We start from the raw sequence: 18928 nt of genomic DNA, 5'->3' as shown, positions 1-18928 counted from the left end.
AAAACTGTGGAAGTCTATAATATTGACATAATATCTGGTTTTTTTATTTATAAAACAAAAAACCCAGCCGAAGCTGGGTAAAAACTAATAACCATGAAAACTCAATTAAACATGAGAATCGATTCTATTAGAAGCAATAACCATACCTAAGAGTGTTAATGAATACTTAATAAACGTTATTTGTTTGTTAAAATAAATATTTATTTCTTAGGCACGGTAGATTTTGACGTTGATATTTTTTTTGACAGAAATATGTAGCTTGGTGTATGTCCTTTTATGCATAAAATACGCCTAAATACTAAAAAATCCATTATCAGACAGACCGTCCCTGCACACTAGCAACAGGTTTCAGGGAGCTCTGAAAAGCAGTTGATTCTAGTAAAATGCATTCGGTAATTCCGAAAGACTTATCTTTTGAATATGCTACAGTAATCAACCAGCTGAAGGCATTAACCGATCAGTATAATCTACTTATTACCAACCAAGGAACTACAGAATCGTCGGAAGAAAAGAAATCGCCTATGTGACGAAGCCACTTCCTAAGTTGTTTTTTTTGTGATCACTGCGTTTCTCTGTACAACGACAATTCACCTCCTTTGGCGGGAAGAGTCTTTCTAAGAAAGAGTTTGAAAAGTATAAAAACACCATTGAAAACGGAAGCGTTTTGAACCCAGATACTGAGTTAATACCTCTTTACCATTCAAAAGTCTTATATTTACATCACTAAAATTTAATTGTATTATGAAAAAAATAATCGTTCCGTTTTTCTGTGCTGTATTGTTTTCTACATCAGCAGTGGCTCAAAAAACATCAACAGCACCCGCAAAAAAGGCGGCTGCAAATGTGCAGATCACTCCAAAACAAGTTGTTGATAATTATCTCATTGCTCTTGGAGGAAAGGAGAAGCTAGCGGATATAAAAACGACCATCACAGACAATACTATTTCTGTACAGGGAATGGAGGTGTCTATGACCACGAAAAAAATGGGGAATAAATTCAAATCTGTACAAACAGTAATGGGAAAAAATATGACTCAGCTTTTTGATGGTGAAAAAGGTTATTTTGAGCAGATGGGTACCAAAATGGATATTCCTGCAGACAAGATTCCAGATCTTAAAAAAGGAAAAACAGTAGATGCTTTAGGATATGATGCAGCTTCCTTTAAAACAGCTACAGTAGAGAAATTGGATAATAAAGATTACAATGTTCTGACTTCAGATAAAGGTACTTTTTACTTCGACGCAGCAACAGGCTTGCTGTACAAATCTAATGCGGCAGAAGGTGTGGCTGTTATCAAAAGCTATATGACGGTCGACGGGATCAAATTTCCTGAATTGATTGAAGCTGAAGGAGGAGGTCAGAAAGTAACCATTAAAACGAATAAAGTTACTTTGAACTCAGGAGTTAGTGACGCAGATTTTAAATAAAAAATAAATCTTACAAAACAAAACAGCCGCAGAAAATTTTCTGCGGCTGTTTTGTTTTTTTGCGTTGAAACTGAGAAAGAAATTCTGTAGATGACAACTTATTTTAAGTGAAACTTAAAATTGCAAAACTCTCCAATTTGGTTAACTTCCATATTCCTTTTTCCATTCTTCAGCAACTTCGCTTAAAGTTGTGTAAAAATCTTCGCCATATTTTCTCGTAAGAGGTGTTTTCAGGAACTTATACACCGGAACCTGCAATTCTTTGCCCAAAGTACATGCGTCATTGCAAATAGGCCATTCATGGTAGTTTAAGGCAGAGAAGGACGAGTACTCCGTAACCCTGATCGGATACAGATGGCAGGAAATGGGTTTTTGCCAGTCAATAGCGCCATCTTCATACGCTTTTTCGATGCCACATTTCGTAATTCCTCGTTCGTCGAATGTAACGTAGGCGCACTCTGCATCTTCAATCATTGGTGTCACATACATTCCGTCTGTTGGATCAGTTGTCCATGTTCCCTGTTCTTCCAGTGCTTTGATTCCGTCGGCAGTAAGATAAGGTTTCACTTTATCAAAAATATTATCTAAAATTACCAGTTCATCTTTATCTAACGGAGCCCCTACATCGCCCTCCACACAACAAGCACCTTTACATTTGGTAAGGTTGCAAACAAATTCTTCAGAGAAAATATCTTCAGAAATTAATTTATCGTCTATTTGAATCATAATCTTTTTTTTTTAAAATAAATTGAAATGAGTACCTGCCTTAAAGCCAACCAGGCTCACAATAATCAGCCAAAGACTCAGTTCCTGCATCCATAACTTAGGTAAAAATCTCAGCATTCTGCTTAAGATAATTGTTGTAGGAAATGCCAGAAGAAGTAAATATTCATAATTGGTGTTCATATACATCACAATAGTCACTATTTGTGCGAATGAGAAAACAAGAAGGAAGGTGTATTTGTATCGGCTTACCGGGCTTTTTTTATTATAATGGCTAAAATGGTCGTAGATTGCATAAATCAGCATCAATACTAAAGGAATCAGTGGAATCAGCTCTATATAATCTGTGATAAATCTCATTTTTCCAAACGGCAGATAATCCATATTCCAATCGTTGAATCTGATAAAAAACATCAGCGAAAAGTAGCTTAGCGCAATTAAAGACATTCCTAAAACGAATCTGAAAATATTGAGACTTATCCGTTCGGAAGTAACGATCAGATGGATCAATACAAAGAAGATCATCGGCCATGTTGTTGGCAGGAAGATAAAATTTAAAGCTAAAATAGATCCTACCAAGACATAAGATTTTTTCCTGAGATCTTCATCAGTACTTGTAAGAAGAAGCAGAAGGAAAGAATTGGTGAGCAATGCAACGGCAATTCCGATGTCTAATTTACCGGGATATAGTCCCAAAACAAAAAATGTGTAGAGAAATAAAGGCAGATGCGTCTGATAATTCAGTGCAATTGCGTTGAAACAGAAATAACCCAATGAGATTCCAATAAATGTAATGATAGCTATTGTTGCTTCATAAGTGTTGAAATTCAAACTGTTAATTATAATAACTACTAAAAGAAGAAAACCAATGTAGACAGGAATTGAAAAAATATTGCTTTCTTTTGAAAGTAATCTAAACATTTTTTATAAATTTGTGCAAAGTTAATTTAAAAAAGGAAAATAATGACGTCTTTCTTTCTATTCTTAAGTGATGTTTTCAAATGGTCTTTTGGTTTTTTCACAACCTTTGGAAACGTACTCAACTGGATTTTATTCTTTGTTTGTTGCGTACTATTTACATATTGGTGCTATGTCTTGGTGGTGACGCTTGGAGGAGACAAAGACAAAGAGTATTATTCTCCGACTGAGGGTAAAAACCCTTACTATGATCCTAAGATCTACAAAAAAGAAGGTTAATTAATTGGTTATATAGTAAAAGACCGATCAAAGTTTTATTTGATCGGTCTTTTTATGCTTTATGTTAAACTAGTCATGTATCGGCAAAACCAGAACAGGTACTTTAGAGCTTTTTGTAATGCCTTTGGTTAAGCTGCCAACAAAGACATCATAAATTCCGCTTCTGCCGTGAGAACCCATCACGATGAAATCTGCATTTTTGGTATCAGCATATTCCAAAATAATATCTTTTGCAACTCCTTGTTTCAAAAGATGCTCGCAATCTATATTGTGAGCCAGAACTTTTTGGTTAATTTTATTAAGCAGTACAAGCTCTTCTCTAATTTCGTTTTCTTCTATTTCAGGGAAATACTGGTATCCCATATCACCGATGGCAAAACCAATGTCTGTAGGTGCAACATGGATGATATTGAGCTTTCCATTTACTTTCTTTGCAAATTCTATGGCTCCGTCTACTAGCTGATCTGTTTTTTCGCCAAAATCCACTGGCAGTACTATATTGATCATATATTTATTTTTTTGATTTGTCTTTTAAAGATATGAAAAAATATATAAAAAGGCTGTTAAAAACTTATAATATTCGAATATCCAGCGCTTTTTCCTCTTCCAGGTAAGCTTCAAGAATATCATTTTCCGAGACTTTCCCAACGCCTTCAGGAGTTCCGGTAAAGATTAAATCTCCAACTCGTAAAGTGAAATACTGTGAAACAAAGGCGATGATGTCATCAATTTTGAACATCATATCTTTTGAATTTCCATGCTGTACTTCCTGTTTATTTTTTAACAATGAAAACTGCAGGTTTTCAAGATCATAATTTTCTTTTTTGAAGAAGCTTCCCACCACCGCAGAACCGTCGAAACCTTTGGCCAGTTCCCAGGGCAAACCTTTAGATTTTAAATCACTTTGCAGATCTCTTGCGGTAAAATCTATTCCTAAACCGATTTCTTCGTAATGTTTGCTGGCCGTTTCTTTCTGAATATACTTTCCGCCTTTTGAAATTTTTACCACAATCTCCAGTTCGTAATGAACATCATTAGAAAATTCGGGAATGTAGAAATCATTTCCTTTTAAAACCGCCGTGTCAGGCTTCATAAAAATGACAGGTTTGTCGGGAATTGCATTGCCTAATTCTTTAGCATGCTCGCTGTAATTTCTTCCTATGCAGATTATTTTCATAATTATTTATTTAATTTACAATTCCTTTAAAATACCCTTCGCCTTCTTCGAAATATTTTTCAGGACCATATCTTTTCTGAACTTTCAGTTTTGTATATCCAAAAATGCTGTCTCCTTTTTTATAAGAATCTTTATCAAGAATTACTTTGCTGTCAAGGATTTTATAATATTCTTCGTTAATAAAATCAAAGGGTCTTGGGCTATCTGTGTAATGATTAGTCGAAATTGTGTATCGGTTATTAATAATTTCTACAGTATAGCCTCTACCGCTAAATCCATCTCCTGTATTTAGTTTTATCTCGAGAGAAATGGGAGTCTTATGAGTATTATATCTGTACGATTCGGTGGAAAGACTGTCGATTTTTAACCGAAAGTTATTGGTTTTAATTTCTTCACTGTCCCCTCCGTCAATATATTGTTGTTTTTGATGATTAAAATCTTTGAAAAATGTCTTTTTACTCAGATGGCTGTCAATGTCAACTTTATGCCAAAAGAAAAAATACTTTCCTAGGATAAAGATGATTCCGATAATTAGCGCAACAAGTAAGAATTTTCCTATTCTTTTCCTGATCATAAAAAATTATTCATGAGTAAATTCATTTTCACAATAATAACACACAAATTTGTGGCTGGAAATTAAAGAAATTCCGAAGAAGCTTGTAGAACTGTCATCTCTGTAAATATGATTTGAGCCACATTTTGGACAGACGAAATCAAACTTCGGATCAGAAACGGTATGTTCAACTTCCAGAGAGAACTTATTGTTTTCGTGATAATCTGACAGAATCTTTTCGGCGTTCTCGAAATCATTTTCAAAAACCTGCAGTTGAATTCCGCCTAAAGCCTGTGACAACAGCCAGTCTGACTGAATGGTCTGCTCGTTGGCAATGAAACTCTGAATGTCGTTTTCAGCTAAGATCTGTTTATCTTTGTTGGCTTCGAGAGCGGTTTCGTAAAATTTGAACTTAACTAAATCATTCATAATTTAAAATTTACTTGACAGTTGAATTTTGGTGAAGACTTTCTTCGTGTACAGCGGGAAATCAGCATTCTGAAGCCATCCGTAATACCCAAGGTCTTTTTTGAAAACATCTTTCACACCCTGACCTTTATATTTTCCGAAGTTAAAAATTTCGGTATTTTTATCATTAAATCCGATAAAACCTGCCAGATCAGCATTCTTATTATGGAAACTGAATTCACTTAAGGCATTAATCTCTTTCGGAACATCATCATATTTACCAACCTGAGCATCCAAAACTTCGAAAGTCGCCAAAACATCAGCTTCCGCCGAGTGGGCATTTTCTAAAGTTTTCCCACAGTAAAACTGATAGGCTGCACCCAGATTTCTGGGTTCCATTTTATGGTAAATCGTCTGTGCATCGACTAATTTGAATTTACTCAAATCAAAATCGAAATCTGCACGGAGCAATTCTTCCGCCAATAACGGTACATCAAATCGGTTAGAATTAAATCCACCCAAATCTGCGCCAGAAATCATTTCTACCACTTTAGAAGCAATTTCTTTAAAAGTTGGCGCATCTTTTACATCTTCGTCATAGATTCCGTGTACTTCGCTAGACTGCAGAGGAATTGGCATTTCAGGATTTACACGCCATGTTTTGCTTTCTCTTGAAGAATCAGGATTTACTTTTAAAATACAGATTTCAACGATTCGGTCTTTCCCGACGTTGATTCCGGTTGTTTCAAGATCGAAGATACAAAGAGGTTTATGGAGTTTTAAGTTCATTTTAAATTGCTTTTAGCTGCTGGCGATTGGCTACTTGCGTTCTCGCCTATGTTTATTTTATACTTTGAAATGTGTTAATTTGAAGATGGGAAAACTTCCCCTTCTCTACTTTAATTGCTTTTGAAAAATAAGTGAAATGAAGATGTAATAGAGAATTACTAAAGGAATTCCGACAGTTTTAAATATAATTAAAATAAGAATTACGCCAATCAATAAAGAGATTTTTGGATAGTTATCCTCCAACTTCATAGACTTAAATTTCATGGCGATCATTTTGATTGGAGAAATTAAAAGCCAAGAACTGAGAATTGTAATTATTAACCAAAAGCCTGCAGTAAAAGTAAAAGTATCTCTTACTGATGGAAAACCATTTGATGGCTGAATAACATTATTGTTTTGTAAAATATAATAAATTCCAAAAATCAGAATCGTATTACTCGGCGTATTCAGACCTTTAAAATAATACTTTTGATCTTCATCCAAATTGAAAATCGCCAATCTCAAACACGAAAAAAGAGTAATCAAAAATCCAAAATATTTGATTTCGAAAGGAAGATGCATACCTAAAAGCTCATTTCCGAATGGTTCAAGCATTTTAAACATTGCCAAACCGGGAATCAATCCGAAACTTACCATGTCTGCCAATGAATCAAGCTGAGTTCCCAAATTAGAATTGGCTTTTAAAGCTCTCGCCACAAAACCGTCGAAAAAGTCGAGTACCAAAGACAAAATGATACAGATGGCGGTCGTCTGATAATCGCCATTAAGTATATGCACAGCTCCGACGCAGCCTGAAAATAAATTCCCAAGCGTAATGGCATTTGCCAGATTGTTTTTAATGAAATTCATGAGAGCAAAATTACATTTTTTAAAAATTTTAACCTTAATTAATATGAACTAAAAATTACAATACTGTGAATTTAACTTAAATTTGCATCTTGAAAATCGCTGTGAAAATAAACTGTTTCGTAGCCTAAGATTACATTTTGACCTTAAAAACATGATAGTATAAATGAAATTTTTTAAAGAATTTAGAAAACAAGAAGTCCTGATTTTATGTTACAGGATTTTTTTGGCTTTTGTTTTTTATCAGTTTGCCAGACTTTTGTTCTGGTTTTTCAACAAAGATTTGATAAAAATAGACAGTGTTTCGGATTACCTGAGTCTCGCTTTTCATGGGATTGCATTTGATACCACTGCAATTTTGTATGTCAATTCATTATTTATTTTTTTAAGTTTAATTCCGATTGTCATCAATACCAAAAAAGGATATCAGAAAGTTCTTTTCTGGCTTTATTTTATCACGAACGGCTTGGCTTACGTGATGAATTTCGGGGATTTTATTTATTATAAATTTTCTCAGACGAGATTGACTTCTGCTGCTTTTCAGGTGGCAAAGCATGAAACCAATATTTTAAAAGTTTTTACAGTTTCCACCAAAGAACATCCTTTTGTGATTTTTTGGTTCATAGCTCTGATGGCACTGTGGGTTTTCCTATATAAAAGATTTAAAATTCAGGAAAGAAAACCTGCGAAACTGATTCCTTACTTTATTCTCTCTATAGTCACAATTTGTATTTCTGCCGTTCTGATTGTCGGTGGAATTCGTGGAGATTTCAAACATAGTACAAGACCAATTAATCTGGTTGATGCAAATAAATTTGTGAAAACGCCGCTTCAGGGAAATGTTGTTTTGAACAGTACATTCTCGTTTTTCAGAACGTTGGGGACCAATAATTTCAAGGAAGTTCATTTTGTGGATGAAAAATTTATCGACGACAATATTCAGCCGTACAAAATCTATAAGAGAGAGGGTCAGGATAAACCCAATATCGTTATTTTTATTGTTGAATCTTTTGGTAGAGAATATTCGGGAGCGTTCAATAAAGAAAAAAACATCAAAGATTATGTTTCTTACACTCCTTTTATTGACAGTCTTGCAAATGAAAGCTTGATATTCCCGAATACTTTTGCGAATGGCAGGCAGTCGATTCACGGAATGAGCAGTATTCTGGCAGGAATTCCAAGCCTGACGGATGCTTTTACAAGTTCACCATATTCGAACCAGAAAATTCAGTCGATTGTATCGGTTTGTAATGAAATGGGTTACGATACTTCATTTTATCATGGAGCACCGAATGGTTCAATGGGATTCTTAGGCTTCGGAAATATTCTAGGATTTAAACATTATTACGGGAAGGACGAATATAATCACAACGAAGATTTTGATGGGATGTGGGCGATCTGGGACGAACCGTTCCTTCAATATTTTGCTAAAAACGTAGGGAAAATGACACCTTTCATGGCAACGGTTTTTACCGCTTCATCGCATCATCCTTTTAAAATCCCTGCGAAATACAATGGGAAATTTAAAAAAGGGAAAATAGAGATGCATGAGCCAATGCAGTATACTGATTATGCGATTAAAAAATATTTTGAAACGGCTAAAAAGCAGTCTTGGTTTAATAATACGATATTCGTTTTTACAGGAGATCATCCTAACCAGATTTATTATCCTGAGTACGAAAAGGCAATGAATCGTTTTGCTGTTCCGTTGGTTTTTTATTCTCCAAATCCGAAATTTAATTTAAGAGGCATCAATAATGAAGTCGCACAACAAATCGATATTTATCCGACTTTGACAGATTTAATAGGGTATAATAAAAAAATAAGAAGCTGGGGAAGGAGTTTAATGAATACAAAAGCATACCCTCCTCTGATCGTGAACTCTGATGGTACGTCTGAGCAGTTTATTATTGGAAATTATATTTACCGGTTTGATGGAAAAGAAATCACAGGAATCTATGATAAAAACGATTTGGGATTTGAAAATAATTTAAATGACAAAGTAAAAAGTCAGGAAACCGAAAAAGGAAAACTGATTGCAAAAGCTTGGTATCAGGATTATATGAGTAGGGTAATGAATAGGAAATTGGATTGATTTTTTAAGACTGTTTAGTTTTTTAAATCGGTCTGCTTATTATTATATATGTGTTGGATAATAAAAATTGTTGCATGTTTAAAATTTATTTCTATTTTTAACTATTGAACAAATTAGTTATCTATCAATAAAATTAAACTTATATAATATGAAAAAATTATTAGCAACATTCGTACTTTCTTTATTCAGTGTCATGTCATTTGCGCAAATTGAGGGAAAATGGAAAACCATTGATGATGAAACAGGAAAACCAAAATCAATTGTTGAAATTTTCAAGAAAAGTGATGGTAAATATTATGGCAAAATAGTTCAACTGTTAATAAAGCCTGAAAACAATAACTGTGTAAAATGTAAAGATGACCGTAAAAATAAACCTTTAATTGGTTTAGAAATCATCAGAGGACTTGCAAAAGATGGTAATGAGTTTGGAGGTGGAACGATTACGAATCCAAAAGACGGTAAAAGTTATAAGACCGAGATTGTGAGAGATGGCAATACACTTAAAGTGAAAGCTCTTATCATGGGAATTGCAATGAAAACTCAAACTTGGCACAAAGTGAACTAATCAGTTTAAAATAATATTAAATTATAAGGCAACTCAGCAATGAGTTGTCTTTTTTATGATGTAAATAATAAATAATTACTATTTTTGTACTCTAAATTTTTCAAATAAATATGGCAGAATATACTTTTCGTGAAGTGATTGCGCAGGCAATGAGCGAGGAAATGCGTAAAGACGAATCCATTTTTCTAATGGGAGAAGAAGTTGCAGATTACAACGGTGCATACAAAGCTTCTAAAGGAATGTTGGACGAGTTTGGTGCTAAACGTGTAATCGATACACCTATTGCAGAGCTTGGTTTTACAGGTATCGCTGTGGGTGCTGCAATGAATGGTAACAGACCAATTGTAGAATATATGACGTTCAACTTTGCCCTTGTTGGGATCGATCAGATCATAAACAACGCAGCAAAAATCCGTCAGATGAGTGGTGGTCAGTGGAACTGTCCTATTGTTTTCCGTGGTCCTACAGCTTCTGCGGGTCAGTTGGGAGCAACGCACTCTCAGGCTTTTGAAAACTGGTATGCAAACATTCCTGGTCTTAAAGTAGTAGTTCCTTCGAATCCTTATGATGCGAAAGGGTTGTTGAAAACTGCAATTCAGGATAACGATCCTGTAATTTTCATGGAATCTGAGCAGATGTACGGAGACAAAATGGAAATTCCTGAAGAAGAATATTACTTACCAATAGGAAAAGCTGATATCAAAAAAGAAGGTACTGATGTAACTTTGGTTTCTTTCGGAAAAATCATGAAATTAGCGATTCAGGCAGCTGAAGACTTAGCTAAAGAAGGTATTTCTGTTGAGGTAATCGACTTAAGAACAGTTCGTCCTTTAGATTTCGATACGGTTTTAGCTTCAGTGAAGAAAACAAACAGATTGGTTATTTTAGAAGAAGCTTGGCCGTTCGGTTCAGTATCTTCAGAGATTACTTATATGGTTCAGCAAAAAGCATTTGATTATTTGGATGCTCCAATTAAGAGAATTACGACTCCGGATGCTCCTGCACCTTATTCAGCAGCATTATTTGCAGATTGGTTCCCGAAACTTGAAAAAGTAAAAGAGGAGATCAAAAAAGCAATGTACGTTAAATCATAGAAAAAAACTTCCGAAAGGAAGTTTTTTCATTTATACAATGTATCACTATTTGAGCTGAGGGTCATAAATTTAGTATACATTTGCGCTTTCAAAATAATTAGCTGACATGGCAGAAGTTACAGAAGGAGGTCATCATATTGATCTTAAAAAACTTTCATTTGTGGGAGTTCTTGTTTCACTCGGAATTGTATTCGGTGATATTGGTACCTCACCGCTTTACGTAATGAAAGCGATTGTGAATGCAAGCAAAGATTCTACAATGGCTTTCGATGCCTATATTGAGGGAGCAATCTCTTGTATTATCTGGACGTTGACTCTACAGACAACGATAAAGTATGTGATCATTGCTTTAAGAGCAGATAACAAAGGTGAAGGTGGAATTTTGGCTCTTTACTCATTAGTTAAGAAACTCAAGAAAAAATGGTTGTATGTCGTCGCTATTATTGGAGCATCCACTCTGGTTGCAGACAGTGTGATCACGCCATCTCTTACCGTGATGTCAGCGATTGAAGGTCTTAAAATATACAATCCCGAAACTCCGGTTGTTGTCATTACAATTTTTATCTTATTTATCGTTTTTGTTGTTCAGCAATTTGGTACGGCATCTATTGGTAAACTTTTCGGACCGATTATGGTGACCTGGTTTCTTGCTTTAGGAATTTTCGGATCTGTACATATTGTAGATCATATCGAAATTTTAAAAGCATTCAATCCTGTTTACGCTTACAATCTGATCACCCATTCACCAAGTGCAATCGTTATTATGGGAGCTGTTTTCCTTTGTACGACGGGAGCTGAGGCATTGTATTCAGATTTAGGACACTGTGGTGCGAAAAACATTAGAGTAAGCTGGATTTTTGTTAAATTGATGCTGATTCTGAATTATTTAGGTCAGGGAGCTTGGCTTTTAACCAATTATAAACAAGTATTTACAGGAGTTAATCCGTTCTTCGGAATTATGCCAGAATGGGCAGTTTTACCGGGAGTAATCTTAGCGACGTTAGCAGCTATTATTGCAAGTCAGGCGGTAATTACAGGTTCATTTACTATGTTTTCCGAGGCGATGTCAATTTCATTTTGGCCAAACCAACATATCGAATACCCTTCAGGGATTAAAGGACAGATGTACATTCCAAGAATTAATTGGGGCTTGATGGCTCTGTGTTTTGGAGTGGTTATTTTCTTTAAAGAGTCCGGTAAAATGGAAGCTGCATACGGTTTGACCATCACCATCACCATGTTGATGACGACTATTTTACTAATTTATTGGTTAAGCAGAAGCAGAGTCAACAGGTTCTTCATCATTGGTTTTGGTTTAATCTATATCTTCTTAGAGTCAGGGTTTTTCTATGCAAATGTCATCAAATTCATGGATGGAGGTTGGTTAACCATGGTATTGGGAGGATTCATTGCAATCTGTATGTACGCATGGTACAACGGTAGAATGATTAAGGCTAACTTTATTAATTTTGTTAAAATTGATAAGTATGTTTCTATCATTAAAGATATGAAACTGGATGAAACCATTCCTAAATACTGTACCAATCTTGCTTACCTGAGCCGTGCCAAGAGAAATGACGAGATTGAGGCAAAAATTATCTATTCGATTATCAAAAAGCAGCCTAAGAGAGCTGATCACTATTTCATTCTTAGTATCATCAATCAGGAAGATCCTTATACCTTTAAATATAGTGTTGATGAGATTTTACCGGGAACGATTTACAAAGTTAATTTCCTTCTAGGATTTAAAGTAGATCGCAGAATCAATGATTATTTCAATATGGTTCTGAAGGATCTGATGGCAGAGGGTACAATTCCTTCAAGAAGCAGCCATCCTTCTTTGAGGGCACACAATATTCCTCCAGATCTGAAGTATGTGATTATTGATAACACCTATATCAATGATATTCTTTTAACAGTAAAACAGAAAATAACCCTTAGTTTGTACAACTTTGTAAAGTACATTGGAAGCGATGATTTTAAAGCTTGGGGAGTTACGATGCACAATGTAGAAGTGGAATCGGCACCTTTGACTGAAGAGACAATTTCTGCAAACAGGATTGAACAATCTAATTATACACGTTATAATTTTTAGAAAATCAGAGGTATACTCTCTCAGGTGGTATATTGTATTTAAATAAAAATCGATAAATTTGTAGTATAAATTTTTTGATGGATACTTTACAAAAAGAAAAAAATATTACTTTAATAAAAGATGTTTTAAGAAATTACCTTTTAGAGAAAGGCTTTCGTAACACACCTGAGCGATACACTATTTTAGAGGAAATCTATAATATGGATCATCACTTCAATGTAGATGATCTGTATCTTTTGATGATGCAGAAGAAATATCATGTTTCTAAAGCAACGATCTACAACACCATAGAGATCTTTTTGGATGCAGGATTAATCCGTAAGCATCAGTTTGGTGAAAAAACCCTCACTTCATCATCTTATGAGAAATCATATTTTGATAAACAGCATGATCATCTGGTGATTTACAAAAAAGGTTCAGATAAAGAAATTGAAGAGATTATTGAGTTTTGCGACCCTAGAATTCAAGGGATTAAAGAGGCAATTGAAGAAGCTTTTGGCGTAAAAATTGATTCTCATTCGCTGTATTTTTATGGCACCAAGAATGACTAATCAATGAGAATATTCTTTTTTCTATTCCTCTTACTTTCTACTTTTACGTTTGCTCAGGATAAACCAAAACCTGCGCAGAGAGATCCGTTTTTACAGAATCCTGTGAAAAATCAGCCCCAGAAATCGAATCTTAATAATAAGGTGAAAATCATCAATGCTGATGAAATTAAAAAAGACACCAAATATGACGGAAACAGATATTTGGTTGGGAATGTACAGATAGAGCATCAAGGTTCTATCCTTACTGCTGATTTGGTCGTGATGTATGATGAAGAAAACTTTGTGAAGGCAGTTGGCAATACAAAACTTCAGAATACTGACGGCTCAGTTATCACCGCGTCAGAAATGGAATACGACGGAAACACACAAAAAGGAGTTGCTAGAAAAAATGTGGTACTGAATGATCCTAAAGGTACGGTGATAAAAACAGAAACCCTTTATTATGACAGAGGTTCAAATCTGGCATATTACAATACAGGAGGAACCATCAATGATGGTAAAAGTACGACCTATTCAAAATCAGCTACGTATAATCTGACCAACCGAACAATCAATTTAACAGACAATGTAAGAATTGAGGATAAAGATTATATTTTAGATGGAATTAATGTCGTGCAGAATCAAAATACAAACATTGTTGATATCAACGGACCTACCACGATTACCAACAGAAAAAATCCTAAGAACAGAATCTTTACCGAGAAAGGAACCCATAATTTGAATACCAAAGAATCTTTCTTGACTAAAAATTCAAGGATTTATTACAATGACAAAATTCTTACAGGAGATGCGATGTATTATAATCAGCTCAGTGGTTTTGGTACGGCCACGGGAAATGTGACCTTAGATGATCCGTTAGAAAAAAGATATCTAAAAGGCGGTTATGGAGAAATTTTTGAAAAGAAAGATTCGGCGATGATGACCAAAGGTCCTTATGCCGTAAAGATCCTTGAGAAAGATTCTATATATTTCGCTGCTGAAAAAATACTATCCTATCAGAAATTAGATTCAACGAACGTTAAGAAAAGTTATTTAAGGGCATTCAAAAAGGCAAGGATTTATAAGTCTAATGCACAGGGAAGAGCAGACTCTATAGCTTTTAACGAAACCGACGGTGTAATGCATATGTATAAAGATCCGATTTTGTGGAGCGGAGAGAAGCAGGTGACGGGAGATAAAGTCGAGCTCTATTCAAATACGGAGACTGAAAATATAGATTCTATAAAGGTCATTGGAAATGGTTTCGCCATCAGCAAAGCAGATTCTCTGAATATGAAAGACGAGTTTAACCAGGTAAAAGGTAAGCTCATGGCGGTTTATTATGAAGGTAAAAATATTAAAGACATCAAAGTAATAGGAAATGCCCAGGCGATTACTTATGATGATGATTTTAATGAAAAGACTAAAAAGAACGAAAGATTAGGAATCACGCTTTCTTCGTGTGGGATCATTGGTGCATTCTTCGAACAGCAGGAACTGCAGATTATTTCCTGCAGTATAGGAGCTCTGTCTTCTACCTATCCTATGAGTAAGATTGGTCCTGATAAAAAGAAGTTTCCCGACTTCAACTGGAATACCAAAGACCGGATCAGGAAATGGCAGGATATCCTTGTTGACTCTCCTAATTATGAGGAGATAAAGTACGAATCGGGAGATGAACTCTTTAATCAGGCACAGGAAATCATAGATAAGCAGAAAGCTGCGGAAGAAGCTAAGAAACCTAAAAGAGTTAGAAAATAATATTAAAAAGATCAGTTTGAAACTGGTCTTTTTTTATTACCTACACTTTACTTTGAGAATATTTTAAATAAGCACCCACTCTGTCTCTCCATAGGAATCTAAATAAATTGGTTTTTAAGACTGTCGAGATTCCTGTGGAATGACAAAAGCGGTGTTTTCCAATATATTTATAATCATTAAATTTCTGTGTTTGGTAGATCTTCTTTAGCTTTGCCTAAATTTCATCCATAGAAATGCAAAAAGATTTTTTTAAATATCAGGCACAAACGACGCAGTTTGCTGCAGGTTTTGAAGTAGAAAAAGCAGAGGGAAGCTATATTTTTGGTAAAGACGGAAGAAAATATCTTGACTTTGTAGCAGGAGTTTCAGCCAATACACTGGGGCATTCTCATCCCAAAATTGTCAGTGCGATTAAAGAGCAGGCAGACAAATATCTTCACGTTATGGTTTACGGGGAATACGCTCAGGAAAAACCGGTAGAATTATGCAGATTACTGGCAGAAGCTACACCTGATCCTTTAGAAATTACGTATTTAGTGAACAGTGGTGCAGAAGCTATTGACGGAAGTCTAAAATTAGCCAAAAGATATACAGGAAGAGAAGAGATTGTTTCGTTCAAAAATTCCTACCACGGAAATACGCATGGAGCCTTAAGTGTTTCCGGAAACGAGTTTCATAAAAGAGAATTCCGTCCGCTATTGCCTATGGTCTCTTTTATTGAATTTAATAATGAAAATGACTTCGGAAAAATCACAAAAAAAACAGCCTGTGTCATCCTGGAAACCATTCAGGGAGCGGCTGGTTTTTTAGTTCCGAACGGCGATTATTTGGTTAAACTAAAGAAGAGATGCGAAGAAGTGGGCGCTCTTTTAATTTTAGATGAAATTCAGCCGGGCTTCGGAAGAACGGGTAAACTGTTCTCTTTTGAACATTTCGGGATTGTACCTGATATTTTGGTTATGGGAAAAGGAATGGGTGGCGGAGTTCCTGTAGGAGCCTTTATGAGTTCAAAAAAAATTATGGAAACATTATCTCATTCACCAAAACTAGGTCACATCACCACTTTTGGAGGTAATCCTTTGATCGCTGCTGCTTCTCATGCTACTTTGAAAGAAGTGTTGGAAAGCGGATTGATGAATGAAGTGGCAGAAAAAGAGGAGTTGTTCAGAAAACTTTTAGTACACCCGAAAATCAAAAATATCAACGGTAAAGGTCTAATGTTGGCAGTCAATCTGGGAACACCAGATTTTACATTGGATGTAGCTAAAAGATGTATGGAGAAAGGTCTTATTGTTTTCTGGCAGCTGTACAGAAACGAGTACCTTAGAATTTCACCACCGCTTACGATTTCCAAAGAAGAAATCGAAAAAGGTTGTCGCATTATCCTTGAAGTTTTAAATGAAGACTAAGGTAGATTCGTTGTCACTGGGTGATTACTTTTTTTCCTATTCGGATTTTTTTTCTTTATTTATCTGAAGTAATGGAGTAATGGAAAAAGTTTCTTTTTCGTTATAATAAACTGAAAACTGCTTGAATAAGGTGGTTTTTTGCTAAATATCGTAGAATTAAAAACAAAAATTGGGACGGAAAAATTTAAATTTATTTTTCTGATAAATATCATTCATAATGCGTAAAAATCTATTTAGTTTTTTGTGTAATAAAAAAATTAATTTATATATTGCGTGACGTTAAAAATAAGTTATATGGCGAAACATAAAGTCCATTACGAATTCCCAATGCATTGTCTTTCAGAGATTTTGTATGAATATTTGGCTAGTGCTGAGGGATTATCCGAATGGTTTGCAGATGATGTTATAGAGAAAGGTGACGATTTCTATTTTAGTTGGGGTGGAGGTTCTGAAGAAAAAGCGACTTTGATCAGGTACAAGCCTGAAGGTTTCGTGCGTTTCCGATGGGAAGAAGATGAAGGTACCAAAAACTTTTTTGAAATGACCATTACGATTGATGATATTACAGAAGATTTGGCTCTCAATATTACAGATTTTTGTGAGGAAGGTGACGAGGAAGAAAATGCTTTGTACTGGGAAAATTTAATTGAAAATCTTAGAATAAAATTAGGTGCAGCTTAATCCGTAAGCGGTACTGACTTAATGGTAAAACTGATGAACGATTTATCGTTCATTATTTTTTTATAAACAATCATATTTTGCAAAATACATATTTTACTTCAGAGGAGCTCGAGCTTAAAAACAGAGCATTTCTTTTGGGAGATGCTGTGAAAGTTTCATTTTTTATAAGAGAATCCAGACTTATTATGGATGAAGAGTGCTACTTCTTCCTGATGGCTTCTATGCGGAAAATGAGGATGAATATTCCTTTAACCTACACACTGGAGTTTTTTCAGAATCTTTTTACCGAGAAAGTAATTCAGGAAGGAGGCGTAGCAAACGGAATCATTAACTTCCTTGTGTACAGAAATTCTGATGGAGTTACTTTATCAAAATCTACCATTTCCTATTTCTTTGAGGTTGACGAAATGAGGGATGTGCTGAATGTGCATCAAAGATCTTTAGAATTAGATTTAATTAAAGAGATCAACGTTAATAATAATCTTTTGAGCAACATAAGAGTGCACTGCCCCGAAAATATTTATGCAGGAATTTACGCTCAGGAAAATGATCTTGATGATGTGATTCTTTTAAATCCAAATAAAAGAATTGCCCGCTCTACTTCAGGAAATCTTTTGTTCTTGGAGGGTGATATCATCAAAGTTCCTAAGCATTCAGAAGGGGCGTACATTTCGCCGTTGTTGGAGAATTTCGTGACTTATTTGCATAAAAATAATCTTGCTGATATTCAGGAGCATGAAATTATCGCTTTTGAATCTCAAAAGGCTGAAGAAATATTAATGATTTCAGATGAGAAAGGAATTTTCTCAGTAGGGAAAATTAGAAATAAGACATTTGAAAACTCACGTTTCACCGCATTGGTGGAAGGTTGGAAGAATAGCTTTTCAAACTAATTGACAAACCCGGTAAACAACAATAACGTCCTTTACCGGGTTTTATTCTGATATAGAATCAGAAAAGTGTTTTTTCCACTTTATTTTTCGTTGATAATCTCGATGAATTTTTGGGCAACTTCTTTTTGTCCAGTTTCACTCGTTAGATAATCTCTGTCTTCTGTATTATTAATAAACCCTAATTCTACAAGTACGGCAGGAGATTTTGATTCTCTTAAAATATGTAGATTTTTTTCTTCAATACTACATTCTCCGAATTTTTTTGAAATTTTTGCAGCTAAAGATTTTGATGCATCCGTGTTTTGTGTGAAAATCTCATGTCCTTTCAGTGCTGATTCAAGTGCAGGACTTCTGTTGATGTGAAGAGATATCACCATTTCCGGATTCAGCTTATTAATCAAAGCTGTTCTGTTGGCTAATGTTGAATAGGTGTCAGAATCCCTTGTCAGAATAATTTCATAATCGTCCTGAGTTTTATTGGCTTGTTTTATTTTGGAAGCAATAGCAAGAACAATTTGCTTTTCAGAAACTCCTTCATAGCTTGCTCCCATATCATTTCCTCCATGCCCTGCATCAATCACTATGATTTTCTTACCTATGGGGCTGAAAGATAAAAATGCAGCGGCAAAAATCGGAACAATAAGTAAATTTTTTACATTCATAATTTGGGATTTTTTGTTTTTC

General features: G+C 34.9%; 21 protein-coding genes. 12 read left to right on the top strand and 9 right to left on the bottom strand.

From position 1 onward, the window contains the following. Positions 1–383 precede the first annotated feature (383 nt). Both AR685_RS18150 and AR685_RS12835 read left to right on the top strand, forming a co-directional pair. The gene (locus AR685_RS18150; protein WP_156122512.1) at positions 384–527 is read left to right on the top strand and encodes a hypothetical protein; all 144 of its coding nucleotides are present in this window, start codon (positions 384–386) and stop codon (positions 525–527) included. 214 nt (positions 528–741) lie between these two features. Next, on the top strand, positions 742–1428 hold the full coding sequence (locus AR685_RS12835) for a hypothetical protein (protein WP_059124819.1): 687 nt from the start codon (positions 742–744) through the stop codon (positions 1426–1428). 141 nt (positions 1429–1569) lie between these two features. Here the strand turns inward: AR685_RS12835 and AR685_RS12830 are convergent, their stop codons facing one another. Both AR685_RS12830 and AR685_RS12825 read right to left on the bottom strand, forming a co-directional pair. Continuing rightward, positions 1570–2154 carry a DUF3109 family protein gene (locus AR685_RS12830; protein WP_047444488.1) on the bottom strand — a complete coding sequence of 195 codons (585 nt, stop codon included), beginning with the start codon at positions 2152–2154 and terminating at the stop codon, positions 1570–1572. A 12-nt stretch (positions 2155–2166) separates the two neighbouring features. Continuing rightward, the gene (locus tag AR685_RS12825) at positions 2167–3072 is read right to left on the bottom strand and encodes a DUF6427 family protein (RefSeq protein ID WP_059124818.1); all 906 of its coding nucleotides are present in this window, start codon (positions 3070–3072) and stop codon (positions 2167–2169) included. Positions 3073–3114: 42 nt separating this feature from the next. Between AR685_RS12825 and AR685_RS12820 the strand changes: the two genes are divergently transcribed. After that, positions 3115–3348, top strand: a complete 234-nt coding sequence (locus AR685_RS12820; protein ID WP_047444483.1) for a DUF6341 family protein — start codon at positions 3115–3117, stop codon at positions 3346–3348. Positions 3349–3417: 69 nt separating this feature from the next. Here AR685_RS12820 and AR685_RS12815 read toward each other — a convergent pair whose 3' ends face one another. The 6 genes from AR685_RS12815 to AR685_RS12790 all read right to left on the bottom strand — a co-directional run bounded on the left by AR685_RS12815 (position 3418) and on the right by AR685_RS12790 (position 7124). After that, the gene (locus AR685_RS12815; protein ID WP_059124817.1) at positions 3418–3855 is read right to left on the bottom strand and encodes a universal stress protein; all 438 of its coding nucleotides are present in this window, start codon (positions 3853–3855) and stop codon (positions 3418–3420) included. A gap of 64 nt (positions 3856–3919) precedes the next feature. Next, a complete protein-coding gene (locus tag AR685_RS12810; RefSeq protein WP_047444478.1) occupies positions 3920–4525 on the bottom strand; it encodes a fumarylacetoacetate hydrolase family protein in 606 nt (201 codons plus the stop codon). 10 nt (positions 4526–4535) lie between these two features. After that, entirely contained in the window at positions 4536–5099 is a 564-nt protein-coding gene (locus tag AR685_RS12805; protein ID WP_059124816.1) for a hypothetical protein, read from the bottom strand. Positions 5100–5105: 6 nt separating this feature from the next. Continuing rightward, positions 5106–5507, bottom strand: a complete 402-nt coding sequence (locus tag AR685_RS12800) for a DUF2007 domain-containing protein (RefSeq protein ID WP_059124815.1) — start codon at positions 5505–5507, stop codon at positions 5106–5108. Positions 5508–5510: 3 nt separating this feature from the next. After that, the gene (locus AR685_RS12795) at positions 5511–6275 is read right to left on the bottom strand and encodes a 3'-5' exonuclease (protein WP_047444473.1); all 765 of its coding nucleotides are present in this window, start codon (positions 6273–6275) and stop codon (positions 5511–5513) included. 105 nt (positions 6276–6380) lie between these two features. Continuing rightward, positions 6381–7124, bottom strand: a complete 744-nt coding sequence (locus tag AR685_RS12790) for a CDP-alcohol phosphatidyltransferase family protein (protein ID WP_059124814.1) — start codon at positions 7122–7124, stop codon at positions 6381–6383. Positions 7125–7287: 163 nt separating this feature from the next. On the opposite strand from AR685_RS12790, the gene AR685_RS12785 reads away from it, so the two are divergent. From AR685_RS12785 to AR685_RS12745, 9 genes are all read left to right on the top strand, one after another. Then, entirely contained in the window at positions 7288–9216 is a 1929-nt protein-coding gene (locus tag AR685_RS12785; RefSeq protein ID WP_059124813.1) for an LTA synthase family protein, read from the top strand. A gap of 148 nt (positions 9217–9364) precedes the next feature. Then, complete coding sequence (locus tag AR685_RS12780; RefSeq protein WP_047444470.1) at positions 9365–9781, top strand: DUF2147 domain-containing protein; 417 nt, start codon at positions 9365–9367, stop codon at positions 9779–9781. A gap of 110 nt (positions 9782–9891) precedes the next feature. Beyond that, positions 9892–10875, top strand: a complete 984-nt coding sequence (locus tag AR685_RS12775; protein WP_047444468.1) for a pyruvate dehydrogenase complex E1 component subunit beta — start codon at positions 9892–9894, stop codon at positions 10873–10875. Positions 10876–10981: 106 nt separating this feature from the next. Next, positions 10982–12970 (top strand): KUP/HAK/KT family potassium transporter, encoded by a 1989-nt coding sequence (locus tag AR685_RS12770; RefSeq protein ID WP_059124812.1) that lies wholly within the window; start codon positions 10982–10984, stop codon positions 12968–12970. 77 nt (positions 12971–13047) lie between these two features. Continuing rightward, positions 13048–13521, top strand: a complete 474-nt coding sequence (locus tag AR685_RS12765) for a Fur family transcriptional regulator (protein ID WP_047444463.1) — start codon at positions 13048–13050, stop codon at positions 13519–13521. 3 nt (positions 13522–13524) lie between these two features. After that, positions 13525–15261 (top strand): OstA-like protein, encoded by a 1737-nt coding sequence (locus AR685_RS12760; RefSeq protein WP_047444461.1) that lies wholly within the window; start codon positions 13525–13527, stop codon positions 15259–15261. A 233-nt stretch (positions 15262–15494) separates the two neighbouring features. Beyond that, positions 15495–16670, top strand: coding sequence for an aspartate aminotransferase family protein (locus AR685_RS12755; protein WP_059124811.1), 1176 nt, complete (start codon positions 15495–15497; stop codon positions 16668–16670). Positions 16671–16964: 294 nt separating this feature from the next. Then, on the top strand, positions 16965–17351 hold the full coding sequence (locus AR685_RS12750; protein ID WP_047444457.1) for an START-like domain-containing protein: 387 nt from the start codon (positions 16965–16967) through the stop codon (positions 17349–17351). A gap of 77 nt (positions 17352–17428) precedes the next feature. After that, positions 17429–18244, top strand: a complete 816-nt coding sequence (locus AR685_RS12745; RefSeq protein ID WP_082671936.1) for an aminotransferase class IV — start codon at positions 17429–17431, stop codon at positions 18242–18244. 80 nt (positions 18245–18324) lie between these two features. On the opposite strand, the gene AR685_RS12740 is transcribed toward AR685_RS12745, so the two are convergent. Beyond that, positions 18325–18906 carry an N-acetylmuramoyl-L-alanine amidase gene (locus AR685_RS12740; RefSeq protein ID WP_059124809.1) on the bottom strand — a complete coding sequence of 194 codons (582 nt, stop codon included), beginning with the start codon at positions 18904–18906 and terminating at the stop codon, positions 18325–18327. Positions 18907–18928 lie beyond the last annotated feature (22 nt).

The organism is Chryseobacterium sp. JAH (genome assembly GCF_001507335.1).
GTDB lineage: Bacteria > Bacteroidota > Bacteroidia > Flavobacteriales > Weeksellaceae > Chryseobacterium.
The sequence above is the reverse complement of the archived record's forward strand: the minus strand, read 5'-3'. Positions and strand labels throughout refer to the sequence as shown.